28 protein-coding genes and 2 pseudogenes are annotated in these 22,714 nt (G+C 74.3%); 16 read left to right on the top strand and 14 right to left on the bottom strand.

What is annotated here, in order from left to right; genetic code table 11:
- Positions 1-71: 71 nt before the first annotated feature.
- A complete protein-coding gene (locus OIM89_RS12925) occupies positions 72-1,190 on the bottom strand; it encodes a hypothetical protein (protein ID WP_195730604.1) in 1,119 nt (372 codons plus the stop codon).
- Between the two features lie 414 nt (positions 1,191-1,604).
- On the opposite strand from OIM89_RS12925, the gene OIM89_RS12920 reads away from it, so the two are divergent.
- Both OIM89_RS12920 and OIM89_RS12915 read left to right on the top strand, forming a co-directional pair.
- A complete protein-coding gene (locus OIM89_RS12920; RefSeq protein ID WP_047470879.1) occupies positions 1,605-1,793 on the top strand; it encodes a hypothetical protein in 189 nt (62 codons plus the stop codon).
- 1 nt (position 1,794) lies between these two features.
- Positions 1,795-2,070, top strand: a complete 276-nt coding sequence (locus OIM89_RS12915; protein ID WP_003949896.1) for a hypothetical protein — start codon at positions 1,795-1,797, stop codon at positions 2,068-2,070.
- A gap of 99 nt (positions 2,071-2,169) precedes the next feature.
- Here the strand turns inward: OIM89_RS12915 and OIM89_RS12910 are convergent, their stop codons facing one another.
- The 4 genes from OIM89_RS12910 to OIM89_RS12895 are packed head-to-tail and all read right to left on the bottom strand — an operon-like array spanning position 2,170 to position 3,476.
- Positions 2,170-2,391: a hypothetical protein gene (locus tag OIM89_RS12910; RefSeq protein WP_030697142.1), complete on the bottom strand. Its 222-nt coding sequence runs from the start codon at positions 2,389-2,391 to the stop codon at positions 2,170-2,172.
- 29 nt (positions 2,392-2,420) lie between these two features.
- Complete coding sequence (locus OIM89_RS12905) at positions 2,421-2,714, bottom strand: MGMT family protein (RefSeq protein WP_238470120.1); 294 nt, start codon at positions 2,712-2,714, stop codon at positions 2,421-2,423.
- On the bottom strand, positions 2,711-3,253 hold the full coding sequence (locus OIM89_RS12900; protein WP_030697144.1) for a DUF488 family protein: 543 nt from the start codon (positions 3,251-3,253) through the stop codon (positions 2,711-2,713). The genes OIM89_RS12905 and OIM89_RS12900 overlap by 4 nt, the downstream gene beginning before the upstream one ends.
- Before the next feature lie 10 nt (positions 3,254-3,263).
- On the bottom strand, positions 3,264-3,476 hold the full coding sequence (locus OIM89_RS12895; protein ID WP_047470877.1) for a DUF2945 domain-containing protein: 213 nt from the start codon (positions 3,474-3,476) through the stop codon (positions 3,264-3,266).
- 120 nt (positions 3,477-3,596) lie between these two features.
- Here OIM89_RS12895 and OIM89_RS12890 point away from each other — a divergent pair, with 120 nt between their 5' ends.
- From OIM89_RS12890 to OIM89_RS12870, 5 genes are all read left to right on the top strand, one after another.
- A complete protein-coding gene (locus OIM89_RS12890; protein ID WP_030697146.1) occupies positions 3,597-3,782 on the top strand; it encodes a hypothetical protein in 186 nt (61 codons plus the stop codon).
- A gap of 71 nt (positions 3,783-3,853) precedes the next feature.
- Positions 3,854-4,933: an NAD-dependent epimerase/dehydratase family protein gene (locus tag OIM89_RS12885; protein ID WP_226964203.1), complete on the top strand. Its 1,080-nt coding sequence runs from the start codon at positions 3,854-3,856 to the stop codon at positions 4,931-4,933.
- A gap of 76 nt (positions 4,934-5,009) precedes the next feature.
- On the top strand, positions 5,010-5,762 hold the full coding sequence (locus tag OIM89_RS12880) for a glycosyltransferase family 2 protein (RefSeq protein WP_030697148.1): 753 nt from the start codon (positions 5,010-5,012) through the stop codon (positions 5,760-5,762).
- Positions 5,759-6,406, top strand: a complete 648-nt coding sequence (locus OIM89_RS12875) for a DUF2064 domain-containing protein (RefSeq protein ID WP_264491277.1) — start codon at positions 5,759-5,761, stop codon at positions 6,404-6,406. The genes OIM89_RS12880 and OIM89_RS12875 overlap by 4 nt, the downstream gene beginning before the upstream one ends.
- The gene (locus tag OIM89_RS12870) at positions 6,403-7,188 is read left to right on the top strand and encodes a class I SAM-dependent methyltransferase (RefSeq protein ID WP_217467585.1); all 786 of its coding nucleotides are present in this window, start codon (positions 6,403-6,405) and stop codon (positions 7,186-7,188) included. The genes OIM89_RS12875 and OIM89_RS12870 overlap by 4 nt, the downstream gene beginning before the upstream one ends.
- Positions 7,189-7,507: 319 nt before the next feature.
- Here the strand turns inward: OIM89_RS12870 and OIM89_RS12865 are convergent, their stop codons facing one another.
- Complete coding sequence (locus OIM89_RS12865) at positions 7,508-8,776, bottom strand: molybdopterin-dependent oxidoreductase (RefSeq protein WP_226964204.1); 1,269 nt, start codon at positions 8,774-8,776, stop codon at positions 7,508-7,510.
- 142 nt (positions 8,777-8,918) lie between these two features.
- Here OIM89_RS12865 and OIM89_RS12860 point away from each other — a divergent pair, with 142 nt between their 5' ends.
- On the top strand, positions 8,919-10,325 hold the full coding sequence (locus OIM89_RS12860; RefSeq protein WP_047470872.1) for a hypothetical protein: 1,407 nt from the start codon (positions 8,919-8,921) through the stop codon (positions 10,323-10,325).
- Between the two features lie 218 nt (positions 10,326-10,543).
- Here the strand turns inward: OIM89_RS12860 and OIM89_RS12855 are convergent.
- The 4 genes and pseudogenes from OIM89_RS12855 to OIM89_RS12840 form a co-directional block, all read right to left on the bottom strand.
- A pseudogene (locus OIM89_RS12855) lies at positions 10,544-10,750 on the bottom strand (DUF397 domain-containing protein).
- 60 nt (positions 10,751-10,810) lie between these two features.
- Positions 10,811-11,017: pseudogene (locus tag OIM89_RS12850) on the bottom strand (DUF397 domain-containing protein).
- Positions 11,018-11,069: 52 nt separating this feature from the next.
- Positions 11,070-11,276 (bottom strand): DUF397 domain-containing protein, encoded by a 207-nt coding sequence (locus OIM89_RS12845; RefSeq protein WP_151168566.1) that lies wholly within the window; start codon positions 11,274-11,276, stop codon positions 11,070-11,072.
- Entirely contained in the window at positions 11,273-12,103 is an 831-nt protein-coding gene (locus OIM89_RS12840; protein ID WP_023417893.1) for a helix-turn-helix domain-containing protein, read from the bottom strand. Before OIM89_RS12840 ends, OIM89_RS12845 begins: the two co-directional genes overlap by 4 nt.
- A gap of 104 nt (positions 12,104-12,207) precedes the next feature.
- Between OIM89_RS12840 and OIM89_RS12835 the strand changes: the two genes are divergently transcribed.
- Both OIM89_RS12835 and OIM89_RS12830 read left to right on the top strand, forming a co-directional pair.
- Positions 12,208-12,417 (top strand): hypothetical protein, encoded by a 210-nt coding sequence (locus OIM89_RS12835; protein ID WP_195730601.1) that lies wholly within the window; start codon positions 12,208-12,210, stop codon positions 12,415-12,417.
- 187 nt (positions 12,418-12,604) lie between these two features.
- Positions 12,605-13,018, top strand: a complete 414-nt coding sequence (locus OIM89_RS12830) for a hypothetical protein (protein WP_151168564.1) — start codon at positions 12,605-12,607, stop codon at positions 13,016-13,018.
- 148 nt (positions 13,019-13,166) lie between these two features.
- Here the strand turns inward: OIM89_RS12830 and OIM89_RS12825 are convergent, their stop codons facing one another.
- Positions 13,167-14,564, bottom strand: a complete 1,398-nt coding sequence (locus OIM89_RS12825) for an NAD(P)/FAD-dependent oxidoreductase (RefSeq protein ID WP_175458278.1) — start codon at positions 14,562-14,564, stop codon at positions 13,167-13,169.
- A 213-nt stretch (positions 14,565-14,777) separates the two neighbouring features.
- On the opposite strand from OIM89_RS12825, the gene OIM89_RS12820 reads away from it, so the two are divergent.
- Together OIM89_RS12820 and OIM89_RS12815 are read left to right on the top strand one after the other, a co-directional pair.
- Positions 14,778-15,683, top strand: coding sequence for an aminoglycoside phosphotransferase family protein (locus tag OIM89_RS12820; protein WP_047470906.1), 906 nt, complete (start codon positions 14,778-14,780; stop codon positions 15,681-15,683).
- 23 nt (positions 15,684-15,706) lie between these two features.
- Complete coding sequence (locus OIM89_RS12815) at positions 15,707-16,183, top strand: GNAT family N-acetyltransferase (protein WP_030697162.1); 477 nt, start codon at positions 15,707-15,709, stop codon at positions 16,181-16,183.
- A gap of 41 nt (positions 16,184-16,224) precedes the next feature.
- Here the strand turns inward: OIM89_RS12815 and OIM89_RS12810 are convergent, their stop codons facing one another.
- From OIM89_RS12810 to OIM89_RS12800, 3 genes are all read right to left on the bottom strand, one after another.
- Positions 16,225-17,265 (bottom strand): M14 family zinc carboxypeptidase, encoded by a 1,041-nt coding sequence (locus tag OIM89_RS12810; protein WP_217467581.1) that lies wholly within the window; start codon positions 17,263-17,265, stop codon positions 16,225-16,227.
- Between the two features lie 284 nt (positions 17,266-17,549).
- Entirely contained in the window at positions 17,550-17,900 is a 351-nt protein-coding gene (locus OIM89_RS12805; RefSeq protein ID WP_195730598.1) for a hypothetical protein, read from the bottom strand.
- An 83-nt stretch (positions 17,901-17,983) separates the two neighbouring features.
- A complete protein-coding gene (locus OIM89_RS12800) occupies positions 17,984-18,493 on the bottom strand; it encodes a hypothetical protein (RefSeq protein ID WP_030697165.1) in 510 nt (169 codons plus the stop codon).
- A gap of 160 nt (positions 18,494-18,653) precedes the next feature.
- Between OIM89_RS12800 and OIM89_RS12795 the strand changes: the two genes are divergently transcribed.
- The 4 genes from OIM89_RS12795 (at position 18,654) to OIM89_RS12780 (ending at position 22,700) form a co-directional block, all read left to right on the top strand.
- Positions 18,654-19,781 carry an ABC transporter permease gene (locus tag OIM89_RS12795; RefSeq protein WP_151168559.1) on the top strand — a complete coding sequence of 376 codons (1,128 nt, stop codon included), beginning with the start codon at positions 18,654-18,656 and terminating at the stop codon, positions 19,779-19,781.
- Positions 19,778-20,491 carry an ABC transporter ATP-binding protein gene (locus OIM89_RS12790; protein WP_030697167.1) on the top strand — a complete coding sequence of 238 codons (714 nt, stop codon included), beginning with the start codon at positions 19,778-19,780 and terminating at the stop codon, positions 20,489-20,491. Before OIM89_RS12795 ends, OIM89_RS12790 begins: the two co-directional genes overlap by 4 nt.
- A gap of 63 nt (positions 20,492-20,554) precedes the next feature.
- Positions 20,555-21,166 (top strand): TetR/AcrR family transcriptional regulator, encoded by a 612-nt coding sequence (locus OIM89_RS12785; RefSeq protein WP_030697168.1) that lies wholly within the window; start codon positions 20,555-20,557, stop codon positions 21,164-21,166.
- A 178-nt stretch (positions 21,167-21,344) separates the two neighbouring features.
- On the top strand, positions 21,345-22,700 hold the full coding sequence (locus OIM89_RS12780) for a M1 family metallopeptidase (protein ID WP_264491786.1): 1,356 nt from the start codon (positions 21,345-21,347) through the stop codon (positions 22,698-22,700).
- Positions 22,701-22,714: the final 14 nt, after the last annotated feature.

The raw sequence follows: 22,714 nt of genomic DNA, 5'->3' as shown, positions 1-22,714 counted from the left end.
CATCGCGTGGCGCCTAAGTGGCGCCATGTGGCGCCGCCCGGCGCCACGCGGTGCCACATGGCGCCATGGCCTCAGGACCGGACGGCCTCGTCGCACTGGTCCCCCGAGCCGTCGCGCAGCTCCTGGCTCCGGTCGTACGGGTCGATCTCGTCGCCGGTGGTGGCCTCCGGGCGGTCCTCGCCGAACGGCGGGGTGAAGTAGCCGGTGGAGTCGCCGCAGCCGCCGTTGGTGACGTGCAGGCGGTACGAGAGGAGGGAGAAGGTGCCCGGTTCGGTGACGACCTTGGCGGGGTCGTCCCAGCTCATGACGGTCTCGCGGCGGACGACGGTGCGCACGACCTCGTCGCGGGCGCCCTCCGCCCGCACCACCGGGTAGACGAAGGTGACGTCGGCGGAGACCTCCAGCGCGCCCCGCTTCCCCTCGCGGTAGGTGAGCCGCCCCCGGGTCCGGACCTCGTCCCCGACGAGGTGGGCCTGCCCGGTGTCGAAGCGGCTGACCAGCAGGAGCGGGTCGTTCCCCGGCCCTGGCTCGCGGAACGCCGTCCTCAGGAAGGTCTGGACGTCCTCCTGGTGCGGGTTGACCAGCTTCGGCGTTTTTTCGGGGCGTGCGCCGCGCAGCACGTCGGCGTCGAGGTTGGTCTCGGTCAGGAAGGTGAGGCTCCGCTGGAGGGCCTGGCGGACCTCGGCCGCGTCCATCCACCCGGTGGCCTCTGCCTTGGGCACCGTGATCCCGGCCGCGCCGCTCTCCCACCGGGCCGCGGGCGAGCCCCGGAACGGCGCGTCGAGGGTGGGTCGCGCGGCGGACTCCGCCGGGGGCGCCGAGGTGGGGCGCCCGGTCTCCGGCGCCGCCACCGGAGCTTCCGCCTCCGAGCCGCCGAACGGGCCGAAGAACCAGCCCACGGCGACCACGACGGCCAGGACGAGCGCGGCGATCAGCGGTCCCACGAGGCGCCGGCGCTCCCGCCGGACGACGGGCGGCGGCGGGCCGGGGGAGTAGGTGCGCCACCCCGGCGGCTCGGGTTCGTCGCGCAGCCGACGGGCCACGCTCCGGGCCCGCGCCGACGGCTCCTTCGGCGCGTCGGCGGTCCCCTCCACCGACTCCCGCAGAAATCTCTCCCACTCGTCGTCCGGTACGGAAGACCCGTTCCGCTCCGCCCCAGCCCCAGTCCCCACCCGAGCCCCCTTTGTCATGTCAGCTCCAGGATGATCGCACAGCGTCCGAAAGCCGCCCTGACCACGTCTCCTCCGCCGCCGACGAGTCCGCCCCGCTGCTCCCGCCGCCGGCCGGTGACGAGGCCGGCCGCACGGTGTACGGCGAGGCGAAGACCGCCTGGGAACGGGACCCCCGCGCGGCCCCTCGGCGACCGCCTGCGGCCCCGCGCGGAACTGCCGGCCGACACCTTGCGCCGGGAGCGCGGGCAGGGGGCTCGGGCGGGAGCGGCGCGGGGCGGGAAGCCGGTTGCCGGCGGCGCCGGGGCGGTGAGGCCCGGGTCACGGCAACCGGTCGCGTGTCGACCTTACTTACGGGTAAGCGGCGGGCATGGACGCGTTGATCACCCGTACCGAAGGACCGCGCCCCACCCCCGGACGAAGGAGCTGACCGCCATGATCTTCCTGGTCGCCGCCCTGCTCGTACTGGGCGTCCTGGTCGGAGCCGCCGCCTACCTCCCGCTGCCCGTCACCCTCGTCCTGGGCACGCTCATCCTGCTCTGGCTCGCCGTCTTCACGGTCCGCGAGCGCGGCCGCCGCCGAGCGAGGAGCCGTACCGAGCACCTGACGCAGAAGGGAGCCTGACGTGCGCCTCACCGCACCGCCCGCCGCCGAGACCGGCCGTCGCGACGCCGAAGGCATGGCCGTCGCCTCCTTCGTCACCGGCCTGGCCGGCCTCCTCGTCCTCAACCTCATCCTCGGCCCGACCGCCATCGTCCTGGCCGTCCTCGCCCTCCGCCGGGGCACCCCCCGCCGCTTCCGCGCCTGGCTCGGCCTGGGCCTGGGCATCGCCGACCTGGTGGTGCTGGGGGTGCTGACGCTCGTGCAGGGGACCACGCCGTGGGTGGTGTGGGGCGGGTGAGGCCCTGCTCGTGGTGCGCACCCTCGCCGAGTCCGCCGCCCGTGGGGGACGCGCCGAGGACGCGGCGCGGGAGAGCGAAGAAGCCCTCCGCGCCCGGACCTAACTGTCGGCCCCGACCCCGATCCCCTCGGCGCCCACCAGCCCCGCCACCGGCGCGAGGGTTGTCTGCTCGCCGCTCAGGAGCTCGTCCTGACCCGACAGGACGGAGAGGCCGTCGGGTCCGGTGAGGCCCGGCAGGTCCAGGGCCTGGGCGGTGCCGGTGGTGGACAGGGCGGCCCCGGCGAGGGTCAGGGCCGAGGCGATGCGCGCGAGCTTGTTCATGACCGGCTAACCGTCCCCCGGCCCGATGGTCACGGCGAGCCCCACCGGTGCCGGGCCCGCCCCAGATCCACCCGCCCACCCCGCATCGGCGTCCCCTCCTCGGCCAGCAGTGCCGGGGCCCGGCCCTCGTGGCAGGTGGCGGGGGTGCCGTCCGCGTGGACCACGCGCCACCAGGGCAGGCCGGTGTCCTCGCCGAGCAGGCTCATGGCACGGCCGACCTGGCGCGGGCCCATCCCGAGGTGGCGGCCGATCTCGCCGTACGAGGCGACGAAGCCGGCCGGGATCGTCAGGACGGCCTCCCGGACCTCGTCGACCCAGGTCATGACGGTTCCGGGGGTGGCGGGTAGGTGAGGCGGCCGTGCTCGACGTGGGCGTGTTCGTTGAGCGTGGCCGGGCGGACCGAGGCCGGCGACAGGATGTGTTCCACCTCGGCCCCGGCGACCAGCAGCGCGTCGGTGACGAGGCGGCGGTGGCACCGCCAGGGCACGGCCTCGCTGCACATCAGGGCGACGCGTTCGCGTGCGGCCAGGTCCAGCAGTTCGGCCAGTCCCTCGGCGAACTCCTCCCCGGCCATGTAGTCGGCGTAGTCGCGGAAGGCCTTGACCCGCCAGGCGCCGTTCTCGCTGGGGACGCCCTTCGGGGTGTGACGGCGGCCGCCGAGCCGGGGGAGCCAGCGGTAGCCGATGCCGGGCGGCAGGGCCTCGGCGACCGCCTCCTGGTTCCACTGGGGGTGTTTCCGGGAGGAGGGGAAGCGGCGGACGTCGGCCAGGAGGGTCACGTCGTGGGCGCGCAGCATCCGCACCACCTCGTCGAACTCCCGGGTGGAGTGGCCGAGGGTGTGGATGCGGTACGGACGCGGCACGGGCCGGGCCTCACACCTTCGTCAGGGCCCCGCCCTTGTGCAGGGCGATGTGGTCGGTCTTGTCGCTCCTGATCTCGTACTGCGGGTCGTCCGGCGAGCAGTGGTGGGTGTAGCCCTTGAACTCCACGTCCTGGGTGTGCTTCTTCACGATCACGCCCTGGACGTGTCCCGCCTCGGAGTTCCACCGCACCTGGTCACCGACGGAGAACTGCTGTGCCGCCATTCCCTTCCCTCCACTCGTGTAGGGACGCCTCCCCCTCCAGGGTGGGCCCGCCGCGCCACCTCCGCGAGTGCGCCGCCCTCCCCGCTCGCGGGCGGCCGCACTTCGTCGTACACAGGGAACATGAGCGAGGAGACAGCGACGTGGCGTCCGGGTGAGATCGTGCCCGAGAGCGGGATCTACGCGTGCGACTGCGGCCAGGGGCACCACTGGAGCACCGATGTGAAGGGGCACCGCTTCCCGCCCCTGCCGGCGGGGTGCCACGGCGGCACCTGGTCGCTGCGGATGGACGCGCATCCGGACACCTGAGCCGCCCAGCCCGGCAGCGGCCCTCCGCGCGCCTCACCGCGCTCCGCCGCCCGCCGCCTAGCGTGAGCCTCATGCGCGTACTGGTCACCGGCGGAGCCGGGTTCATCGGATCGCAGGTCGCAGCGGAGCTGGCGGCGGCCGGGCACGAGGCGGTGGTGTTCGACGCGCTGCTGCCCGCCGCCCACCCCGGCGGCCCCCCGTCGCAGGAAGCGCGGACCGTCGTGGCGGATCTTCGCGACGCCGAGCGGGTGCGGGCGGCGCTGGCCGGCATCGACGCGGTGTGCCACCAGGCGGCGATGGTCGGGCTGGGCAAGGAGTTCGCGGACGCCCCGGCGTACGTCGGCTGCAACGACCTCGGGACGGCGGTGCTGCTCGCCGAGATGGCGGCGGCGGGTGTGCGGGACCTGGTCGTCGCCGGGTCGATGGTGGTCTACGGCGAAGGGCGGTACGACTGCGCCCGGCACGGCACCGTCCGCCCGGGCCCGCGCGCCGCCGCCGACCTGGAGGCAGGCCGCTTCGAGCCGCCCTGTCCGGAGTGCGGCGCCCCGCTCCGCCCCGGCCTCGTCGCCGAGGACGCGCCGACCGACCCGCGCAACGTCTACGCGGCCACCAAACTCGCCCAGGAACACCTCGCCTCGGCCTGGTCCCGCGCCACCGGCGGCCGGGCCGTCGCCCTGCGCTACCACAACGTGTACGGGCCGGGGATGCCGCGCGACACCCCGTACGCCGGTGTGGCCTCGTTCTTCCGCTCGGCGCTGGCCCGGGGCGAGGCGCCCCGGGTCTACGAGGACGGGGCGCAGCGGCGCGACTTCGTCCACGTCCGGGACGTGGCGAGCGCCAACACGGTGGCGCTGGCGGCGCTGGCCGGGCGGGAGCCGGGCTTCTTCGCCGCGTACAACACCGGGAGCGGGGAGCCGCACACCATCGGGGAGATGGCCGCCGCGCTGGCCGCCGCGCACGGCGGGCCCGCGCCGGTGGTCACCGGGGAGTACCGGCTGGGCGACGTCCGGCACGTCACCGCCGACTCCCGGCGGCTCCGCGACGAACTGGGGTGGAAGCCGCAGGTGGGGTTCGCCGAGGGGATGGCGGAGTTCGCGGCGGCACCGCTGCGGCCCGGTGCGGGCTCGGGGCCCGTCCCCGGCTCCGGCTGACCGGTCGTCCGCCACTCGGTCTACGGCGGCGGCACACGGGACGCGATGCCCGGAATGCACCCTTATCATCCGTAGGATGATCGGTGTGAACGAAGATCCGACCGGCTCCACCGTGTCTGCCCGCGCGGACCTCGTCCTGCCCTGCCTGAACGAGGCGGAGGCCCTGCCCTGGGTGCTGGGACGCCTGCCCGAAGGATGGCGGGCGATCGTCGTGGACAACGGCTCCACCGACGGCTCCGCCGACCTCGCGCGCGGCCTCGGCGCCACCGTCGTCCACGAGTCCCGGCGCGGCTTCGGCGCCGCCTGCCACGCCGGGCTGCTCGCCGCCACGGCGCCCTACGTCTGCTTCTGCGACTGCGACGGCTCGCTCGACCCGGCGCTGCTGCCCGGGTTCGTCGCCCGGATCGCCGCCGGGGAGAGCGACCTCGTCCTCGGACGGCGCCGCCCGCAGAGCCGGGGCGCCTGGCCCGCGCACGCCCGCGCCGGGAACCTCGCCCTCTCCCGGATGCTCCGCTCCCGCACCGGGCTGTGCCTGCGCGACCTCGGGCCGATGCGCGCCGCCCGCCGCGAGGCCCTGCTCGACCTCCACCTCACCGACCGGCGCAGCGGCTACCCGCTGGAGATGGTGGTGCGCGCCTCGGACGCCGGGCTCCGCGTCACCGAGACGGACGTGCCGTACCTCGCCCGTACCGGCCGCTCCAAGGTGACCGGGACCTGGCGCGGCACCTGGCAGGCCGTCCGCGACATGCGCGCCGTCCTCCACGCGCCCCCGGCCGCCCCCGCCACGCCCCCCGCGCCCACCCCCGGCCCGGCGGAGGTGACCCGGTGACCCCCGGACCGACGACCCTGCTCGTCCTCGCCAAGGAGCCCGTGCCCGGCCGGGTCAAGACCCGCCTGACCCCGCCCTTCTCTCCCAAGGAGGCCGCCGAACTGGCCGCCGCCTCCCTCGCCGACACCCTGGACCTCGTCCTCACCCTGCCCGCCCGCCGCCACGTCCTCGTCCTCGACGGACGCCCGGGCCCCTGGCTGCCGCCGGGCATCGAGGTACGCGCCCAAGCACCGGGAAGCCTCGACGAGCGCATCGCCGCCGCCTTCGCCGCCTGCGCGGGCCCCACCGTGCTGATCGGGATGGACACCCCGCACCTGACCGCCTCCCACCTCGCCCCCGCCCTCGCCCCGGCCGCGTGGGACGGCTGCGACGCCTGGTTCGGGCCGGCCGAGGACGGCGGCTTCTGGGCGCTCGGCCTGGCCAGACCCCGGCCCGGCCTCGTCCTCGGCGTCCCCATGTCCCGCCCGGACACCGGCTGCCTCCAGCGCGCCCGGCTGACCGGCGCCGGCCTCGCCGTCCGCGACCTGCGGGAACTGCGCGACGTGGACGAGGCGGCCGACGCCGAGCACGCCGCCGCGGAGGCCCCCGACGGGCGGTTCGCGGCGACCCTGGCGAGGCTGACCGGCGCGGCGGCCCTGCGATGAGCACCGCCCTGCCGCCGACGGGCGCGGGCCGGCCGGCCGACTGGGCCACCGACCCGTACGCCAACGCGCTGCGCTCCGGGCGGGGCCCGCTCTACCTGCGGCGCAGCGACGGCTGGCTGCTGCCGCTGGACGTCGAGCGCTGGTGCGCCGAGGCCGACGCCGCCGACCTCTCGGCCGTACGCCGCTGCGAGGGCGCGGTCCTCGACATCGGGTGCGGGCCCGGCCGCCTGGTCGCCGCGCTGGCCGGGCGCGGGCACCGGGCGCTCGGCATCGACGTCAGCGAGGCGGCCGTCGCCCACACCCAGCGGCTGGGCCGCACCGCGCTGCGCCGCTGCGTCTTCGACGAGGTGCCCGGCGAGGGCACCTGGGGCACCGCCCTGCTCCTCGACGGCAACATCGGCATCGGCGGCGACCCCGGCGCCCTGCTCGCCCGCATCGCCGCCCTGCTCGTCCCCGGCGGCCTCCTCGTCGCCGAGACGGCCCCGCACGACGTGGACGAACACGTCCGGGTACGCCTGGACGACGGGCGTGGCCCCGACGCCTCCGCAGGCCACTTCCCCTGGGCCCGCGTGGGCACCCCGGCCCTGCTCCGGCACGCCCGCGCGCACGGTTGGCGCATCGCCGATCAGTGGGAGGCCGACGGGCGGCCCTTCGTCGCCCTGCGCCGGGAGCGCACCGCCCGTACGGCGAGCAGCAGCGCGGAGAGCGCGAAGAGCCCGGCGGTGATCAGGAGCCAGTTGCCGAGGAACCTGTCGGGGGACATCCCGCTCGCGGAGACGTAGGCGCCCGGGGGGTGACGCGTGATCAGCGGCCACCACAGCAGCAGGAGCAGCCCCGACAGGAGCGCGGGCACCCGGACGAAGTTCACCAGCGTCCGGCGCCGCCCCAGCGCCCGCGTCACGGCCCGGTCCGCCAGTGAGTACAACGGCACCAGCACCAGGTCGTGCGCGAGCGCGGCCCCCGCGAACCACACCACGACCAGCCACGCCTGACCGCCCGCCAGCAGCCGCACCCCGGCGTACCCGGCGAGCGCGAACGAGGCCGCCATCAGGACCAGGTGCAGCGGCCCCTCCCCGTACCACCGCGCGGCCCGCCCCCGGCTCATCGCGGATCTCCGAAGGTCATCCGGGCCACCCATTTCGTGTTCATCACCCCGGGAGCGGCCGGGACGATCACCCGTGCCGGAAAGCCGTGGTCGAGGGAGAGTTCCGCGCCGTTGACGGTGAGGGCGAGCAGGGAGCGCGGGTCGGCGACCTGGTTGTCGCGCAGGGCCACGGACCGGAACGGGCCGCTGACCTGGAGCGATTCGACCAGGACGGCGGGGGGTGGCCCGCTTCCGTCCTCGTACCCCGCGAGCGCGGCCAGGTCGCGCAGCCGCACCCCGCGCCAGTGCTGGTCGGCGGTGGACCAGCCCTCGACGCAGGCGATCGGCAGGGCGGCGGTGTGCTGCTCCAGGGCGAGGAGCTGGGCGCGGGAGAGCCGCAGCCGTCCGGCCGGGCCGGCCAGGGTGAGCCGCCACCGCTCACCGGTGTCGGCGGCCACGATCCCCGCCTTCCGGGCCGTCTTGTTGATCTGGAAGCCGTTCGGCCCGCCGCCCGGCTCGGCGCCGCCGCGCGGGGTGAGCAGGGCGACCCGGCGCCAGGTCCCGTCGAAGCTCCGCCCAACCGAGGTCACCAGGAGCAGCAGCGAGCCGGCCCCCACCACGACCAGCGCCCCGCGCCGCGACACGGTCGCCCCGGCCGGGGCGGGCGCGGCCAGTTCGTCCCGCTCGCCGGGCGCGACCCCGTGCCGCAGCACCCGTACCGTCCTCGGCAGCCGCAGGGCGACGTGCGCGACGAACGCGCCCATGAACACCCACGCCCCGTAGAAGTGCAGCACGTAGAACGAGCCCGGGAACAGGTACTCCAGCTGGATGTCGAGCAGCCCGGTGGCGAACTGGAACAGCGCCCCGCCCACCAGCAGCAACAGCGACACCCGCTCCAGCGCCCGCCCCGCCGACCGGGCCGGCGGCAGCGCGAAGAGGCGCGGGATCACCGACCACAACTTCGCCAGCAGCACCGGGACGAGCACGATGCCGAGCGTGACGTGCACGCCCTGCGTGACCCGGTACAGCCAGTGCGGCCCGGTCGGCCAGGCGAACAGGTAGAAGCCCAGCAGCCCCTTCTCCGGCGTCTTGTCGTTCACCGCCGCGAGGTCCGGGTTGTACGCCGCGTACGACAGCAGCCCCGTCACGAACAGCACGGTGATCCCGCCGAGCAGCACCAGCCCCAGCACCGAGGTGAACCGGACCCCGCGCACCGGGCTGCGCCAGAACCGGGGGTCGGAGGGGAGCCGCGCGGGGGCGGCGGACGGCTGGCGGGAGGCGGGCATGGGGCGACGGTAAGCCGGACAAGCCGCCGCGAAAGGGGTACAGCGCCGCGCGGACGCGTACGTCACCCTTCGGTCCCGGCGTCCGCGTGACGTGGCGGCGTCGCACCGCCGCCCCGGGTGCCCGCGTGCATAGCGTGCCCGTGTGAAGACCGAGGAGCGCAGCGACAGCAGCCGGCCCGCCGACGAGCCCGCCGCCGGGGCCGGGCGCGCGGGCCACCGCCCCGACCTGGTCGCCGCCGGGGTGGGCGCGCTGCTGGTGGCGGTGGCCTGCGGCGTCGGCTGGGTGTGGCAGAGCGCCGACGGCCGGCTCCAGGCCCAGTGGCCCCCGCTCCTCGCCTCCTGGCACCCGCACGCCGGCCCCGGCACCCCGGCCGCCCTCGCCGTCGCCGCCGCCGTCGTCGCGTACGGACCGGCCCTCGCCGACCGCCTGCCCTGGCGCCGCCTGCTCCTGACCGCCTGGGCCACGGCGCTGGCCTGGATCTTCTCCCTCGCCCTGATCGAGGGCTGGTACCGGGGCGTCGCCCGCCGCCTCACCACCAAACACGAGTACCTGCGCGTCATCGACCGCTTCGACGACATCCCCGCCGCCCTGCGCAGTTTCACCGACCACATCGTCGTCGGCCCGCCCGGCAACTGGCCCGCCCACGTCGCCGGCCACCCGCCCGGCGCCACCCTCACCTTCGTCTGGCTCGACCGGATCGGCCTCGGCGGCGGGGCCTGGGCGGGCGTCTTCTGCATCGTGCTGGGCGCCTCGGGCGTCGCCGCCGTGCTGATCGCGGTCCGCGCCCTCGCCGGGGAACGCCTCGCCCGCCGCGCGGCCCCTTTCCTCGCCCTCGCCCCCTTCGCCGTCTGGACCGGCACCTCGGCCGACGGCTACTTCGCCGCCGTCGCCGCCTGGTCGATCGCCCTCCTCGCCGTCGCCGCCACCCGCCGCTCCGCCCCGGCCGCCTGCGCCTCCGGCCTCCTCTTCGGCTGGACCTGCTACCTCAGCTACGGCCTCCCCCTCATCGCCCTCCCCCTCGCCACCGTCCTCCTGATCACCCGCACCACCCGCCCCGTCCTCCCCTTCCTCGCCGCCGCCCTGACCGTCCCCCTCGCTTTCACCCTCACCGGCTTCGCCTGGTGGGAGGCGTACCCCCTCCTCGTCGAGCGCTACTACCAGGGCGCGGGCGGCGTCCGCCCCTACGCCTACTGGGTCTGGGGCAACCTGGCCGCCGCCACCCTCGCCGTCGGCCTCGCCACCGTCGCCGGCCTCCGCCGCACCCTGACCGGGACCCCCTCCGCCGCCCTCCGCGCCCTGCACCCCCGCCGCCCCGCCCCGACCGGCGAGGCCGCCCTCACCCTCCTCGTCCTCTCCGCCCTCCTGGCCCTCCTCGCCGCCGACTTGTCCGGCATGAGCAAGGCCGAGACGGAGCGGATCTGGCAGCCGTTCTACTTCTGGCTGCTTCCGGCGACGGCGTTGCTTCCGGTGAGGGGGCGGCGGGGGTGGCTGGGGGCGCAGGCGGGGGTGGCGCTGCTGGTCAATCACCTGGTGTGGACGGGGTGGTGAGGGCGCTGGCGCGCCGTAGCCGCCTTGCGAGGCCCGGGTTGAGTACACTCCGCGACGAAGACCCTGGAAACGTCCCTGGTAGCCCGGCCTACGGGCAGGCCACACCCCAGGGTTCAGGCACGACGAAGGCCGCCCCGATCGGGGCGGCCTTCGTGCTGTCGCAGCACACGGCCCGCCGACACCCCAGTCCTGGGCTGGCGACGGGCTCACGTGCGTGATCAGGCCGGGAAACCGTTGGCCTTGATCCCCGCGACGAAGGCGGAGAACGACGGGGCGGGCAGTGCCAGGACGGGGCCGGACTAGACCTTGGAGTCGCGGACGGGGACCACTCCGTGCGAGGTGACCAGGTCGGCGGCCACCTCAACACACTGGCCGCCATCGGTGCTGTACGAGGACTTGAACCAAGTGAAGGAGCCGGTCGTCATGGGGTACCCCTTTGCGGCTGGTTGATCACGAATGTTCAGCGACGGTGCACCAGAAGAGGATCAGGCCGAGAAGTCGCCCGCCTTGACCCCCGCGACGAAGGCCGAGAAGGCCGAGGCGGGCAGCGCCAGGACCGGACCGGCCTGAATCTTGGAGTCTCGGACCGGGACTACCCCGTGCGAGGCGACCAGGTCGGTGGCGACCTCTACGCAACTGCCGCCGTTCGAGCTGTAGGAGGACTTGAATCAGGCGAGAGACTCGGTCGTCATGGGGTGCCCTTTCGTGAGGGATCGATGACGGTGAGGGTGCGCCAGCGGTTGCTCAGGCCGAAAAGTCCCCGGCCTTGACGCTCGCGACGAAGGCGGAGAACGAGGAGACGGGCAGCGCCAGGACGGGGCCGGACTGGATCTTGGAGTCGCGGACGGGGATCACTCCGTGCGAGGCGACCAGGTCGGCGGCGACCTCTACGCACTGGCCGCCGTTGGCGCTGTAGGAGGACTTGAACCAACGGAGGGATTCAGTAGTCACGACATGCCCTTTCGTACCTGATTGATCACAGCCACCGACTCGGCCTGTGAGAGCGCTTCAGCCTGAAGTTGATGGTAGGCCGTAAACAGTGGGCCGACGAAGCGTGATTCACGCTGCAGTTGGCCCGAGAGCGCGGACTCCGCGTAGGCCACTTGGGATCGGTCAGGCATGGTCACCAGCGTTACCGGTGTGTAGAACGAGCGGCGTGCTCCCAGTCCGAACCGAGCGACCTGGATCACCGTATTAGGCAGGCTGGCGAGGTCCAACAGATGGCCCAACGCCGTGCTCATCACCCTGGGTCCGCCGACCTGCTGCATCAGACAACTTTCGTCGAGCACCGCGTAGATCTGTGGCGGCGGTGTGCGCTCCAGGGACCGCTGTCGCCGGTCCAGCAGCGCCAAGCGTTCGTCCCCTTGCTCCTCCGTGATCGCACCCCGCAGTAGGGCTCCCTCGGTGATGGCGGCGGCATACGCAGGGTTCTGGAACAGTCCCGGTAGGACACCCAACTCGAACAGCCGGATCTCCACCGCGCGCCCCTCCTGCACGACGAACTGAGGAAAGCCGTCGAGTATCGCTGGGTTCAGGACGGCGTCCCCCTGCCGAGTCAGCGACTCCCCCGTCCCGAGGGCCTTGTCGGCACTTGCGGTGAACCTGGGAGTTGGAGTTCGCCTGCCAATTTCGACACCCGAGATGTGCGTGGCGGAGTAGCCCATGCGGTCGGACAGGTCTTCCTGTGTCCAGCCCCGACCCTCCCGCAAGGTGCGCAGTCGCACTCCGAAGGCCGCACGCGGGCTCTCATCGGGGTTCAGTTTCTTCCGGTTCGCCACTCTGGAAGCAACTCCCACTCATTTGCCCGGAGGTTGATGCCCTGCTGAGAGTAGGTCACCGTGGGCGCTCCCGGTAGCGGTTTCGCTACAGAGAGGAGTTGACCATGTCTGCGCAGCGCCCGGAGGGCCCACCTGTGCGCCCTGAAATCACCGTTCCTGGAACGCAGTTCACCCCCTGCGACACCTGCCACCACCTCACCCTCGCCGAGGCCGAAGCCAACGCCGAGTTCGACTGGAGCAAGGCCACCGACTGCCGTGTCCTGCTCAAGCTGCACCGGGCGGCGGGGGAGTGCTCGGCCCCTGAGCCGGTGTGATGGCGGCGCCTCCGGGGCTTGGGCGTCCGGTCTGCGGGGCTGACTGTGGTTGTCCGTGTCATGGTCCCGGTTCTGGTCACGGTCCCGGTCCCGCCCCCGAACCGGACGAGGATTCCCCTGCGATGCGCGCCCTTAGGGCTCGTATGGCCGAGGAGAACCGCTTACGCCGCTGGCTGCGGGGGGCCTCGTGAGCGGCGCCGTCCGCTACCTCGCCGAGGTGTACGGCGGGGACGGCGCCCGGAGTCTGTGCCTCGGCGGCACCGTCGCCCCCAGCCGGTGCCTCGCTCTCCGCTGGCTCCGGGGGCAGGCTCTCCGGTTCGCCGATGGCCTCGACCCCGGCCCGGACAGCGCGTGGGCGCCGCCCGGGACCCTGTGGCCGACGCCCCACACCGGCGCCGACGCCCCGACCCAACTCCGTTCCTGGGCCGCCAACATGGGCCTTCAGGGAGCCGCCGCCCGCCGCCTCGCGGACGGAGTGCCGTACGGATTCCTCGCCCGCGACGCCTCCGGCTGGTACCGGCTCTACGCCCGCCCCGTGCGCATCCTGAGCGCCCCCACCCCTCCCGAGGAGCTGAGCCGTGCAGACCGAGCCCGACGATGACCACGCTGAAGAAGCCGAAGACCAGGACAAAGGCGGCCACCACGACGACACGGCGCCCCGCTACGTCCGTTGCCCCATGCTCGCCTGCGGCCGTCTCCACGAGCTGCCCCCGGACTGGGAGTGAGGCGGGACCTCCGCAGCCCGCCCCCTACCCCCGCCCCGAAACCCGGTCCGCCACCCGCGCCATCCAGGCCGTCTCCGCGTCCGGGCGGGCCAGTTCCCGCCGGTCGGCCGAGCGGTAGGCGGCGTACAGGGAGTGGACCCCGAGCCACCGCAGCGGCTCGGGTTCCCACTTGCGGACGCGGTGGTTGACCCAGGGGAGGGTGGTCAGGTCGGTGGCGGTGCCCTGGCCGGCGTCCTGCTGGACGAGGTCGCGGAGGGTGCGGGCGGCGAGGTTGGCGGTGGCGACGCCGGAGCCGACGTAGCCGCCGGCCCAGCCGAGGCCGGTGGAGCGGTCCAGGGTGACGGTGGCGCACCAGTCGCGGGGGACGCCGAGGACGCCGGACCAGGTGTGGGCGATCTCGGTGCCCTCCAGGACGGGGAAGAGGCGGACCAGCAGTTCGCGCAGGGCCTCGACGGTGGCGGGCAGGGTGCGTCCGGCGGTGTCGGTGCGGGACCCGTAGCGGTACGGGACGCCCCGGCCGCCGAGGGCGATGCGGTCGTCCGGGGTGCGCTGGGCGTACAGGTAGGCGTGGGCCATGTCGCCCAGCGTCTCGCGGCCCTCCCAGCCGATCTCCTCCCAGACCTCGGCGGTGAGCGGCGGGGTGGCGACGAGCGAGGAGTTCATCGGCAGCCAGGTGCGCCGCTCGCCCTTGAGGGAGGCGGTGAACCCCTCGGTGCAGCGCAGGATGTAGGGGGCGCGGACCGTGCCGTACGGGGTGACCGCGTGCTTGGGGCGGATCTCGGTGACCGGGGTCGCCTCGTGGATGACCACGCCCAGCGCCTCGACGGCCGCCGCCAGGCCCCGGACGAGCTTCACCGGGTGGATGCGGGCGCCGTGCGGCGTCCAGGTGGAGCCGACGGCGCCCGCGACGCGTATCCGGCGGGCGGTCTCGGCGGCGCCGTACAGCTCGCGGTCGCTCTCGCCGTAGCCCAGCTCCGTCTCGTGGAAGGACTTCAGGCGCATCAACTGGGCCGGCGTGTACGCCACTTCGAGGACGCCGCCCTGGTGGATGTCCGCCTCCACGCCCTCCTCGGCGGCGACCTTCACCACCTCGTCCACGGTCGCGTTCATCGCCCGCTGGAGGCGGATCGCGGCCTCCTTGCCGTGCAGTCGCGCGTACCGCTCGCGCCCGGCGATGCCGTTGTACAGCCAGCCGCCGTTGCGCCCCGAGGCGCCGAAGCCGCAGAACCGCTGCTCCAGCACGGTGATCCGCAGGTACGGCGCGGCCTTCTTCAGGTAGTACGCCGTCCACAGCCCGGTGTAGCCGCCGCCGACCACGCACACGTCGGCGGTCGTGTCGCCGGGCAGCGGCTCGCGGGGGTCGGCGGAGCCCTGGTCGGCGTGCCAGAAGGAGATCCCGCCGTTGACGGTCACTGTGCTCATGTGTCCTGTGTCCCCGTGTGGTCGGCGCCGAGGCGGCGCGGTCGGCTGGACAGGACGGTACTGCGCGGGCGGGCGGCGCGGGAGAGGGGCCCGGCGGCTGGGCGCATTGCCGCCCCCGGGCCCCGTCCGGCTCGTACGATTCCCCGCGTGACCCACCCCGGCGCCCTCCCGCACCCGTACCCGTACGACCCTCCCGCCTGGCCGGGGCTCACGATTCCCCCGGAACTCGCCGCCAGTCAGGCCCGGTTCAACGGCGAGCGGGGGCGGGAGTTCATCGCCGGCCTGCCCGGCCGCGCCGCCCACTACCGCGACGCCTGGGGCCTGCGCCCAGACGGCCCGGCGATGCACGGCATGGTCTCGCTCGTCCTCCCCGTCCGGCTGCCCGCCCACGGCGACGCTCCCGCCGTCCTCAAGCTCCAGCTGCTGGACGAGGAGAGCGCGGGCGAGGGCGCCGCCCTGCGCGCCTGGGACGGCGACGGGGCCGCCCGGCTGCTCGCCGAGGACCCGGCCACCGGCACCCTGCTCGTCGAACGGCTCGACCAGGCACGCCCGTTGGAGGCGCTGGCCGACCCCGACGAGGCCGTCACCGTGCTCGGCACCCTCCTCGCCCGGCTCTCCGCCCACCCCGCGCCGCCGGGCCTGCGGAGCCTCGCCGACATCGCCGCCCGGCTGGTCCGGCACGCGCCGCGCGCCGTCGCCTCGCTCAGCGACCCCTTCGAGCGGGCCCTGCTCACCGACATCGCCGCCGCCGTCCGCGAGGTCCTGCCCGAACCGGGCGACCGCCTCCTCCACTGGGACCTCCACTACGGCAACGTGCTCGCCCCGCACCCCGGCACCGAGGCCGCCACCCGTGGCCCCTGGCTCGCCATCGACCCCAAGCCTCTCGCGGGCGACCCGGGCTTCGACCTGGCCCCCGCCCTCTACAACCGCTTCGACCCCGGCGCCGTCCGCCGCCGCTTCGACGCCCTCACCGCGCTGGCCGGGCTCGACCGGGCCCGCGCCGCCCGCTGGACGCTGGCCCGCGTCCTCCAGGAGACCCAGTGGAACGTCCTCGACGGCGCCCACCGCCTCCAGCCCGACCAGGCCCACATCGCCCGCGTCCTGCTGGGCCGCGCGTGAGCGGCCACGGCTAGCCTTCGCCCATGATCCGCACCGCCCGCGCCACCGACATCCCGGCCCTCCACGCGATGATCCGCGACCTCGCCGCGTACGAGAAAGCGCTGGACGAGGTCCGCGTCACCGAGGAGCAGCTGCACACCGCGCTCTTCGGCCCGCGCCCGGCCGCCTTCGCCCACCTCGCCGAGGACGACACCACCGGCGAGCCCGTGGGCTTCGCCCTCTGGTTCCTCAACTTCTCGACCTGGCGCGGCGTCCACGGCATCTACCTGGAGGACCTCTACGTCCGCCCGGAGGCCCGGGGCGGCGGCCACGGCAAGGCGCTCCTGCGCGAACTGGCCCGCACCTGCGTCGAGAGGGGCTACCAGCGCCTGGAGTGGTCGGTCCTCGACTGGAACGAGCCCTCGATCCGCTTCTACGAGTCGCTGGGCGCCCGCCCGCAGGACGAGTGGACGGTGTACCGGCTGACGGACGGCGCGCTCGCCGAACTCGGCGCCCGGTAGGACGCCGTCCGCCGGGCCGGACCAGGATCACCGGACCAGGATCAGCAGGGCGGGTCGACCTTGGCACCGCGCTCCGGGAGCAGGTCGGCGCGGGACGGGTCGGTGGTGGCGAAGGAGCCGTCCGCCAGCGACCCCGCGAGGGACTCCATGGCCGTCTGGGCCTCGCGGATCAGCGGGCCCGCGCCCTTCTGGCCGGCCTCCTGCTGGCCGCGCTGTTCCAGGAGGAGCGTGGGGTAGCCGTCCAGGCCCAGGCCGTTGCGGGCGGTGGAGGCGGTGTCGCTGCGCGGGTAGAGGGTGAGGTGGGAGCGGGGGTCGTCCGCGAGGGCGTCGCCGACCACGGCGGCAGCCCGCTTGCCGTCGGCGGCGACCTCGGGGGCCACGTCCGGGTGGGTCGACCAGAGCACGGACATCGTCACCATGCGGCCGTCGGGCGTCGCGTACGTGACCTGGTGGTGGTAGTCCAGGACCAGGTCGGGGGCGAACCCGTCGACCACGCCGTGCACCGCCGCCGCCTCCGGGGCGAGGGCCAGGTCGTACTCCGGAGCCGGGCCGAACATGCGGTTCAGGTCGACCTGGTGGGAGTTGAGGCGCGGATCGATCCCCTCGCGGAAGTCGGGGTCGTGATACCGCTCCCAGCCGTCCGGGTTGACGCGCGGCACCACCTTGATCGTGACCTCCTCACGCAGCTCACGGGCGGCCCGGCCCGGTCCGGCCACCTTCTTCAGCATCCGCAGGGCCGCCTCGGTGCCGAGCGGCTCGTCCCCGTGCATCTGGGTCAGGATCAGCAGCTTGCGCGGGCCGGTTCCGGCCGTCGCCGTGTACAGCGGCCGCCCGTCGACCGAGCGGCCTATCGTCTCCACGTCGAGCGTGCGAGGGTGGCGCTTGGCCAACGTACGCAGCTCAGCGGCGAGTTCGGCGTTGCTGGTCAGCCGGTTCAGCTTCACCGGCTCGCCCTCGCAGACCCAGGGGCCGGGCTCCAGCGGGGGCGGGGGAGCGGCGGCGGCGGGGCTCGCGGCGAGCGGCGAGGCCAGCAGGGCGGCGGCGATCACGAGGGTGGCGGAACGGCGTCTGCTCACGGTCATCTCCTGGGTGGGGCACGGAGGCGGCGTACGGGCGGGGCCCGGCCGTCATCGGGCCGGGCCCCACTGGACCGGAACCGTTCCATCCACCCATCGGGCCGTCAATGGCCGTGAGCAGGGCGCCTCTTGGGCGCTTTCGCTACGAAACAGGGCGAAGGCCGGTCCACCCACCTGCTCGGGCGGACCGGCCTCTCCCCAGGCGCGGCATCGACTCCGCGCTGGGGGCAGCCTGCAACCTCAAGCCGGGTCGAGGTCAAGGGGCGGGGCGGCAGTGGGCCGGTACGGCCTCACACCACGGCGTCGGCCCGGTCCGCGTGGTCCACTGCCCCGGCGGCGGCCACGGCGGCCCGGTGGCGGCGCAGGGTGTGGAAGGACCAGGCGGCGTGGGCCGGCCAGAGCACGGCGCCGACCGCGTTGGTGACCAGCAGGAAGAGGTCCGCGCCCCAGGAGCCGGTGACGAGCGCCGTGATCACCACGGCCCAGGTCAGCGCGGCCAGCGTCAGCGAGAACCAGCGGCCCCAGCGCAGTACGCGGACCGTGGACGGGGAGAGCGGGTACTTGGTGTTGCCCCGGCGCGGCGGCCGGGCCCGGTGCGGGGTCATCCGGGTCGTGCCGGGTGCGGCGTGCGAGTGGTTCACGGTGCCTTTCCCTCCGTCGGCCTCGGACGTGTCCTGGCTGGACGCGTACCCGTCGGCGGCGGGGTCAGGCCCGGGCGGCGGGCTCAGCGGGGTGCGGGCAGGCGGGGGAAGCGGGCCTGGAGGTCCCAGATCACCGGGTTGTCCGCCAGGGAGTCGTGCAGGTCGCAGAGGTCGGCGACCACGTCGTGCAGGAAGTCGCGGGCCTCCCGGCGCAGCTCGGTGTGGGAGAAGGTCAGCGGCGGCTCGTCGGCCTTCATCCAGTCGGCCTCGATGTCGACCCAGCCGAACCGCCGGGTGAAGAGCATCCGGTCGCTCGACTCGGTGAAGTCCAGCTCCGCGTACTGCGGCCGCGAGGCCCGGCTGCCCCGGGGGTCCTGGTCGACCTGCTCGACGATGTCGCAGAGCGCCCACGCGAAGTCCAGCACCGGCACCCATCCCCAGGCTGTGGACAACTCCCGGTCGGCCTTGGTGTCCGCCAGATACACGTCCCCGCAGAACAGATCGTGCCGCAGGGCATGCCGGTCGACCCGGGCGTAGTCCAGGTCGGAGGGGTCGGGGAAGCGGGGGGAGAGGGCGTAACCGATGTCGAGCACGCGTCCATTGTCCGGCACCCGGTGGCCGCGGAGGCCACATCCCGACAGAGGTGTCGTTAAGTTCATCTATGATGCCGACAGTGGAGTCGTCAAGTTCAGGTAAAGCCTTGAGGGCTCCCGTCGTCATGCCCGGCCGTCCTCACGCCTCCCCGGAGATCCTGTGTTCCTCGCCCTGCGCGACCTGCGCTTCGCCCGCGGGCGCTTCGCCCTCATGGGTGCGGTGGTCGCCCTCATCGCCGTGCTCGGCGTCCTGCTGTCCGGACTCGCCTCCGGCCTGGCGGACGCCGGCATATCCGGTCTGCGCGCCCTGCCCGTGACCCACCTGGCCTTCGACGAGAAGGCGACCAGCGAGCAGTTCTCCCGTTCCACCGTGGAACAGGAGGACTGGGAGACATGGTCCGAGGCGCCGGGGGTCGAGCGGGCCGAGCCGTTCGGGAACACCCTGGCCAACGCCCGGGTGACGCAGGGTGCCGAGAAGGGAGAGCAGGTCAACCTCGCTGTCTTCGGCGTGGAACCGGGGTCCCCCATGGCGCCCAGCCCCAGCAGGGGTGAGGGGCTCGCCGACGGCGGTGCCGGCATCGTGATCACCCAGGAGATCGCCGACCTGGGTGTGGCGATCGGGGACGAGCTGACCGCGGACAAGAGCGAGGTGCGGCTGAAGGTGGTCGGCCTGGTCGACGAGACGGTCTCCTACGGCCACATCGGCGTCGCGTACGCCGACCTCGACACCTGGCGACACCTGCACTACGGCCTGCCGGGCGACCTGCCCGAGGCTGCGAAGCGCCAGGCCACGGCCGTCGCCCTGACGTTGGAGCCGGGCGCGGACACCGCCTCCGCGGAGAAGGCGACCGCCACCCGCGCCGACACCAAGGAGACCACGTTCGGCGCGTCCCCCGGCTACACGGCGGAGTCGAGCACCATGGCCCTGATCAAGGGCTTCCTCTACGCCATCTCCGCCTTGGTCGTCGGCGCGTTCTTCACCGTCTGGACGGTGCAGCGCAAAGCCGAGATCGCCCTGCTGAAGGCGCTCGGCGCCCCCACCGGGTACATCCTGCGCGACGCGCTGGCCCAGGTCGTCGCCGTGCTCGTCGGTGCGACGGTCCTCGGTACCGCCGTCGGGCTGGCCCTGGGCAGCGCGATGATCGGCAAGGCCCCCTTCTCCCTCTCCGCCCCGGCCATCGCCACCTCCTCCGGCCTCCTCATCGGCCTGGGCACCGTCGGCGCCGTCGTCGCCGTCCGCCGCATCACCGCCGTAGACCCTCTGACCGCGCTGGGAGCCAGCCGATGACCACGACCTCCACCGATCACCGGGCCGACCGGAACGCCGCCGGAGGCGGCCTGCGGCTGCTCGACGTCACCCTCACCCTGGGGGACGGCGACACCGCTGTCACCGCTCTCGACCATGTCGGCCTGAGCGTCGCTCCCGGCGAGTTCGTGGCCGTCGTCGGCCCCTCCGGCTCCGGCAAGTCCAGCCTCCTGGCCGTCGCCGGCGGCCTTCAGCGGCCGACCACGGGGACCGTGCACGTCGCCGGCGCCGAGCTGACGGCTCTGCGGGACAAGGAACGTACCGCCACCCGCCGCCGCCACGTCGGCTTCGTCTTCCAGCAGTCCAACCTGCTGGCCTCCCTCACCGTCAGGGAACAGCTCCTGCTGCCCCTGCACATCGACGGCCGCCTCGACAACACGGCCCGGGCCCGCGCCGACGAACTCATCGAGGCGGTAGGGCTCGCGCACCGTGCCGGCTCCCGCCCGCACCAGCTGTCGGGAGGGGAACGCCAGCGGGCGGGACTGGCACGCGCGCTGATGACCTCCCCCGCCGTACTGCTGGTGGACGAACCCACCTCCGCACTGGACCGGGTACGGTCGGCCGAGGCGGTACGGCTGATCGCCGAGCAGACCCACGAGCACCGGACCGCCACGGTCATGGTCACCCATGACACGGCGATAATGGACGCTGCCGACCGGGTCCACGAGATGGTCGACGGCCGCCTCTCCTGAGGGTGGCCGCAGGCGGGTCTCGCTCCTGGACCCGCCCCGCCCCCCCCCAGGAGTCCGTCCCGCATGCCGAAGATCAACGCCTCCACCGTCGCCGAACACCGCGCCCGGCAGCGCGAGGCGCTGGTCGGGGCGGCGATCGACATCCTGGTCACCGAAGGCGCCGCCGCCGTCACACCGGCGGCGGTCGGCGCCCGCGCGGGCCTGGCCCGCTCCAGCGTCTATCAGTACTTCGACTCCTCGGCGGCTCTCCTGGCCACCATCACGGAGGAAGCCTTCCGGCGTTCCAACGAGGCACTCACCGAGGCGATGGCCACCGCGGACGGCCCGCTGGAACGCGTCGAGGCGTTCTTCCGTGAAAGCCTCCGGCTCGGTGCCGAAGGAGCGCACCGCCCCGCCGCCGCGCTGATGGGCGCCGGCCTCCCTCCCGCCTGCCAGCAGCGGCTGATGGAGTTGCACCTGGAACAGGTGGAACCCTTCCGCGCTGCCGTCCGGGAGCTCGACGTACCCGAGCCCGCGCTCACGGCGGACCTGATCGCCGGAATGCTCCACACGGCTCTCGCCGCCGTCGAGAACGGCGCCGCGCTCGAAACGGTCACCCGGCGCACCCTCGCACTGGTGCGCCGCTGTCTCACCCGCTCCGGCGGTACGCGCCGCGCGGCAGGCGCGGGGCGCTGACCTCGCGGTCGCGTGGCCCGCGACCCCCCCGCACACGCCGAGCCCCGGACCCCCGCCCACGCCTGACCGCCCGCCTAAGATCACCCCCGTGCCTCCCCCACGCCGCCCCCGCCCCCTCCGTACCGCCCTCGCCGCCTTCGCCGTGCTGATCCCGGTGGCCGGCTGCGGGGGCGGGGGAGTGCACGGGACGCCGGGGGCGGCCGGGGTGCTCGACCCGCTCTTCCCCCGGCTGGGCAACGGCGGTTACGACGTACGCCACTACGACCTCGCGCTCGACTGGGCCCCGGCCCGGTCCGGGGAACGCGCCGAGCAGCCCCTCCGCGGGACGGCGCGGATCACCTCGCGGGCCACCCAGAACCTCAGCGCCTTCAACCTCGACCTGAAGGGGCTGGAAGTCACCTCCGTCACCGTGGACGGCCGCCCCGCCCGCTACGGCCAGGCCGGGACCGAACTGACCGTCCGGCCCGAGGAGGAGCTCGACAAGGGGACGATCTTCCGGACGACGGTGGCGTACGCGGGCCGCCCCGGCCCCCTGGAGGACGCCGACGGCAGCGAGGAGGGGTGGCTGACCGGGAAGGCGGGCACGGTGGCGCTCGGCGAGCCGTCCGGGGCGATGACCTGGTTCCCCGGCAACCACCACCCGCTCGACAAGGCCACGTACACCCTCCGCGCCACCGTCCCGGAGGGGCAGCGGGCCGTCTCGGGCGGCGAACCGGAGACGCTGAAGCCGAAGCCGCGCGCCGACGGCCGCACCACCTGGACCTGGAACTCCCGCCGCCCCATGGCGAGTTTCCTGACCACCCTCGCCATCGGCCGCTACGAGCTGAGCACCGGCCGCGCCTCCTCGGAGCTGCCGCTCGTCAACGCGGTCGCCCCCGGCGAGGACGCCGAGGTGCTGGAGCGGCTGCCGGAGGTGCTCGACTGGTCGGTGGAGCGGTTCGGGGCGTACCCGTTCGACTCCTACGGCGCCCTCGTCCTCGACCCGGGCACCGCCGGCTACGCGCTGGAGACCCAGACCCGCCCCGTCTACCCGGGCGCCCCCGGCGTCGGCCTGGTCGTCCACGAGACCGCCCACCAGTGGTTCGGCAACTCCGTCACGCCCCGGACCTGGCAGGACATCTGGCTCAGCGAAGGCTTCGCCACCTACGCCGAATGGCTCTGGGAGGAGGACCACGACGGGCCCACCGCCCAGTCCACCTTCGACCGCCTCTACGCCACCTCCGAGGACGCGGACCTCTGGGCCTTCCCCCCGGCCGACCCGCCCGGCCCCGACGACCTCTTCTCCGACCCCGTCTACCAGCGCGGCGCCATGACCCTCCACCAGGTCCGCCTCCTCCTCGGCGAGGACCGCTTCGCCCGCCTCCTCACCGGCTGGCCGAAGAAGCACGCGTACGGCAACGCCCGCACCGCCGACTTCACCGCCTACGCCGAATCCCTCGCCCCCGACACCGCGACCCGCGAGGCCCTGACCCGCACCTGGGCCGCGTGGCTGCGCGCCGAGGGCAAGCCGGACAGCGCGCGGCCGGGGCGCTGACGGCCCCCGGCGCC

Source organism: Streptomyces sp. BI87, assembly GCF_025957665.1.
In the GTDB taxonomy this organism is placed as follows: domain Bacteria; phylum Actinomycetota; class Actinomycetes; order Streptomycetales; family Streptomycetaceae; genus Streptomyces; species Streptomyces albidoflavus.
Note: the sequence above shows the minus strand (reverse complement) of the source record. Positions and strands in the feature narration are given on the sequence as shown.

Excerpts from the sequence above, each read along its gene's own strand:
- OIM89_RS12815 (WP_030697162.1), top strand. The coding sequence starts at position 15,707 with ATGATCCGCACCGCCCGCGCCACCGACATCCCGGCCCTCCACGCGATG.
- OIM89_RS12910 (WP_030697142.1), bottom strand. The coding sequence starts at position 2,391 with ATGAACAAGCTCGCGCGCATCGCCTCGGCCCTGACCCTCGCCGGGGCC.
- OIM89_RS12865 (WP_226964204.1), bottom strand. The coding sequence starts at position 8,776 with ATGCCCGCCTCCCGCCAGCCGTCCGCCGCCCCCGCGCGGCTCCCCTCC.
- OIM89_RS12895 (WP_047470877.1), bottom strand. The coding sequence starts at position 3,476 with ATGGCGGCACAGCAGTTCTCCGTCGGTGACCAGGTGCGGTGGAACTCC.
- OIM89_RS12885 (WP_226964203.1), top strand. The coding sequence starts at position 3,854 with ATGCGCGTACTGGTCACCGGCGGAGCCGGGTTCATCGGATCGCAGGTC.
- OIM89_RS12785 (WP_030697168.1), top strand. The coding sequence starts at position 20,555 with ATGCCGAAGATCAACGCCTCCACCGTCGCCGAACACCGCGCCCGGCAG.
- OIM89_RS12925 (WP_195730604.1), bottom strand. The coding sequence starts at position 1,190 with ATGACAAAGGGGGCTCGGGTGGGGACTGGGGCTGGGGCGGAGCGGAAC.
- OIM89_RS12880 (WP_030697148.1), top strand. The coding sequence starts at position 5,010 with ATGATCGGTGTGAACGAAGATCCGACCGGCTCCACCGTGTCTGCCCGC.
- OIM89_RS12905 (WP_238470120.1), bottom strand. The coding sequence starts at position 2,714 with ATGACCTGGGTCGACGAGGTCCGGGAGGCCGTCCTGACGATCCCGGCC.
- OIM89_RS12810 (WP_217467581.1), bottom strand. The coding sequence starts at position 17,265 with ATGACCGTGAGCAGACGCCGTTCCGCCACCCTCGTGATCGCCGCCGCC.
- OIM89_RS12890 (WP_030697146.1), top strand. The coding sequence starts at position 3,597 with ATGAGCGAGGAGACAGCGACGTGGCGTCCGGGTGAGATCGTGCCCGAG.
- OIM89_RS12870 (WP_217467585.1), top strand. The coding sequence starts at position 6,403 with ATGAGCACCGCCCTGCCGCCGACGGGCGCGGGCCGGCCGGCCGACTGG.
- OIM89_RS12790 (WP_030697167.1), top strand. The coding sequence starts at position 19,778 with ATGACCACGACCTCCACCGATCACCGGGCCGACCGGAACGCCGCCGGA.
- OIM89_RS12920 (WP_047470879.1), top strand. The coding sequence starts at position 1,605 with ATGATCTTCCTGGTCGCCGCCCTGCTCGTACTGGGCGTCCTGGTCGGA.
- OIM89_RS12835 (WP_195730601.1), top strand. The coding sequence starts at position 12,208 with ATGTCTGCGCAGCGCCCGGAGGGCCCACCTGTGCGCCCTGAAATCACC.
- OIM89_RS12825 (WP_175458278.1), bottom strand. The coding sequence starts at position 14,564 with ATGAGCACAGTGACCGTCAACGGCGGGATCTCCTTCTGGCACGCCGAC.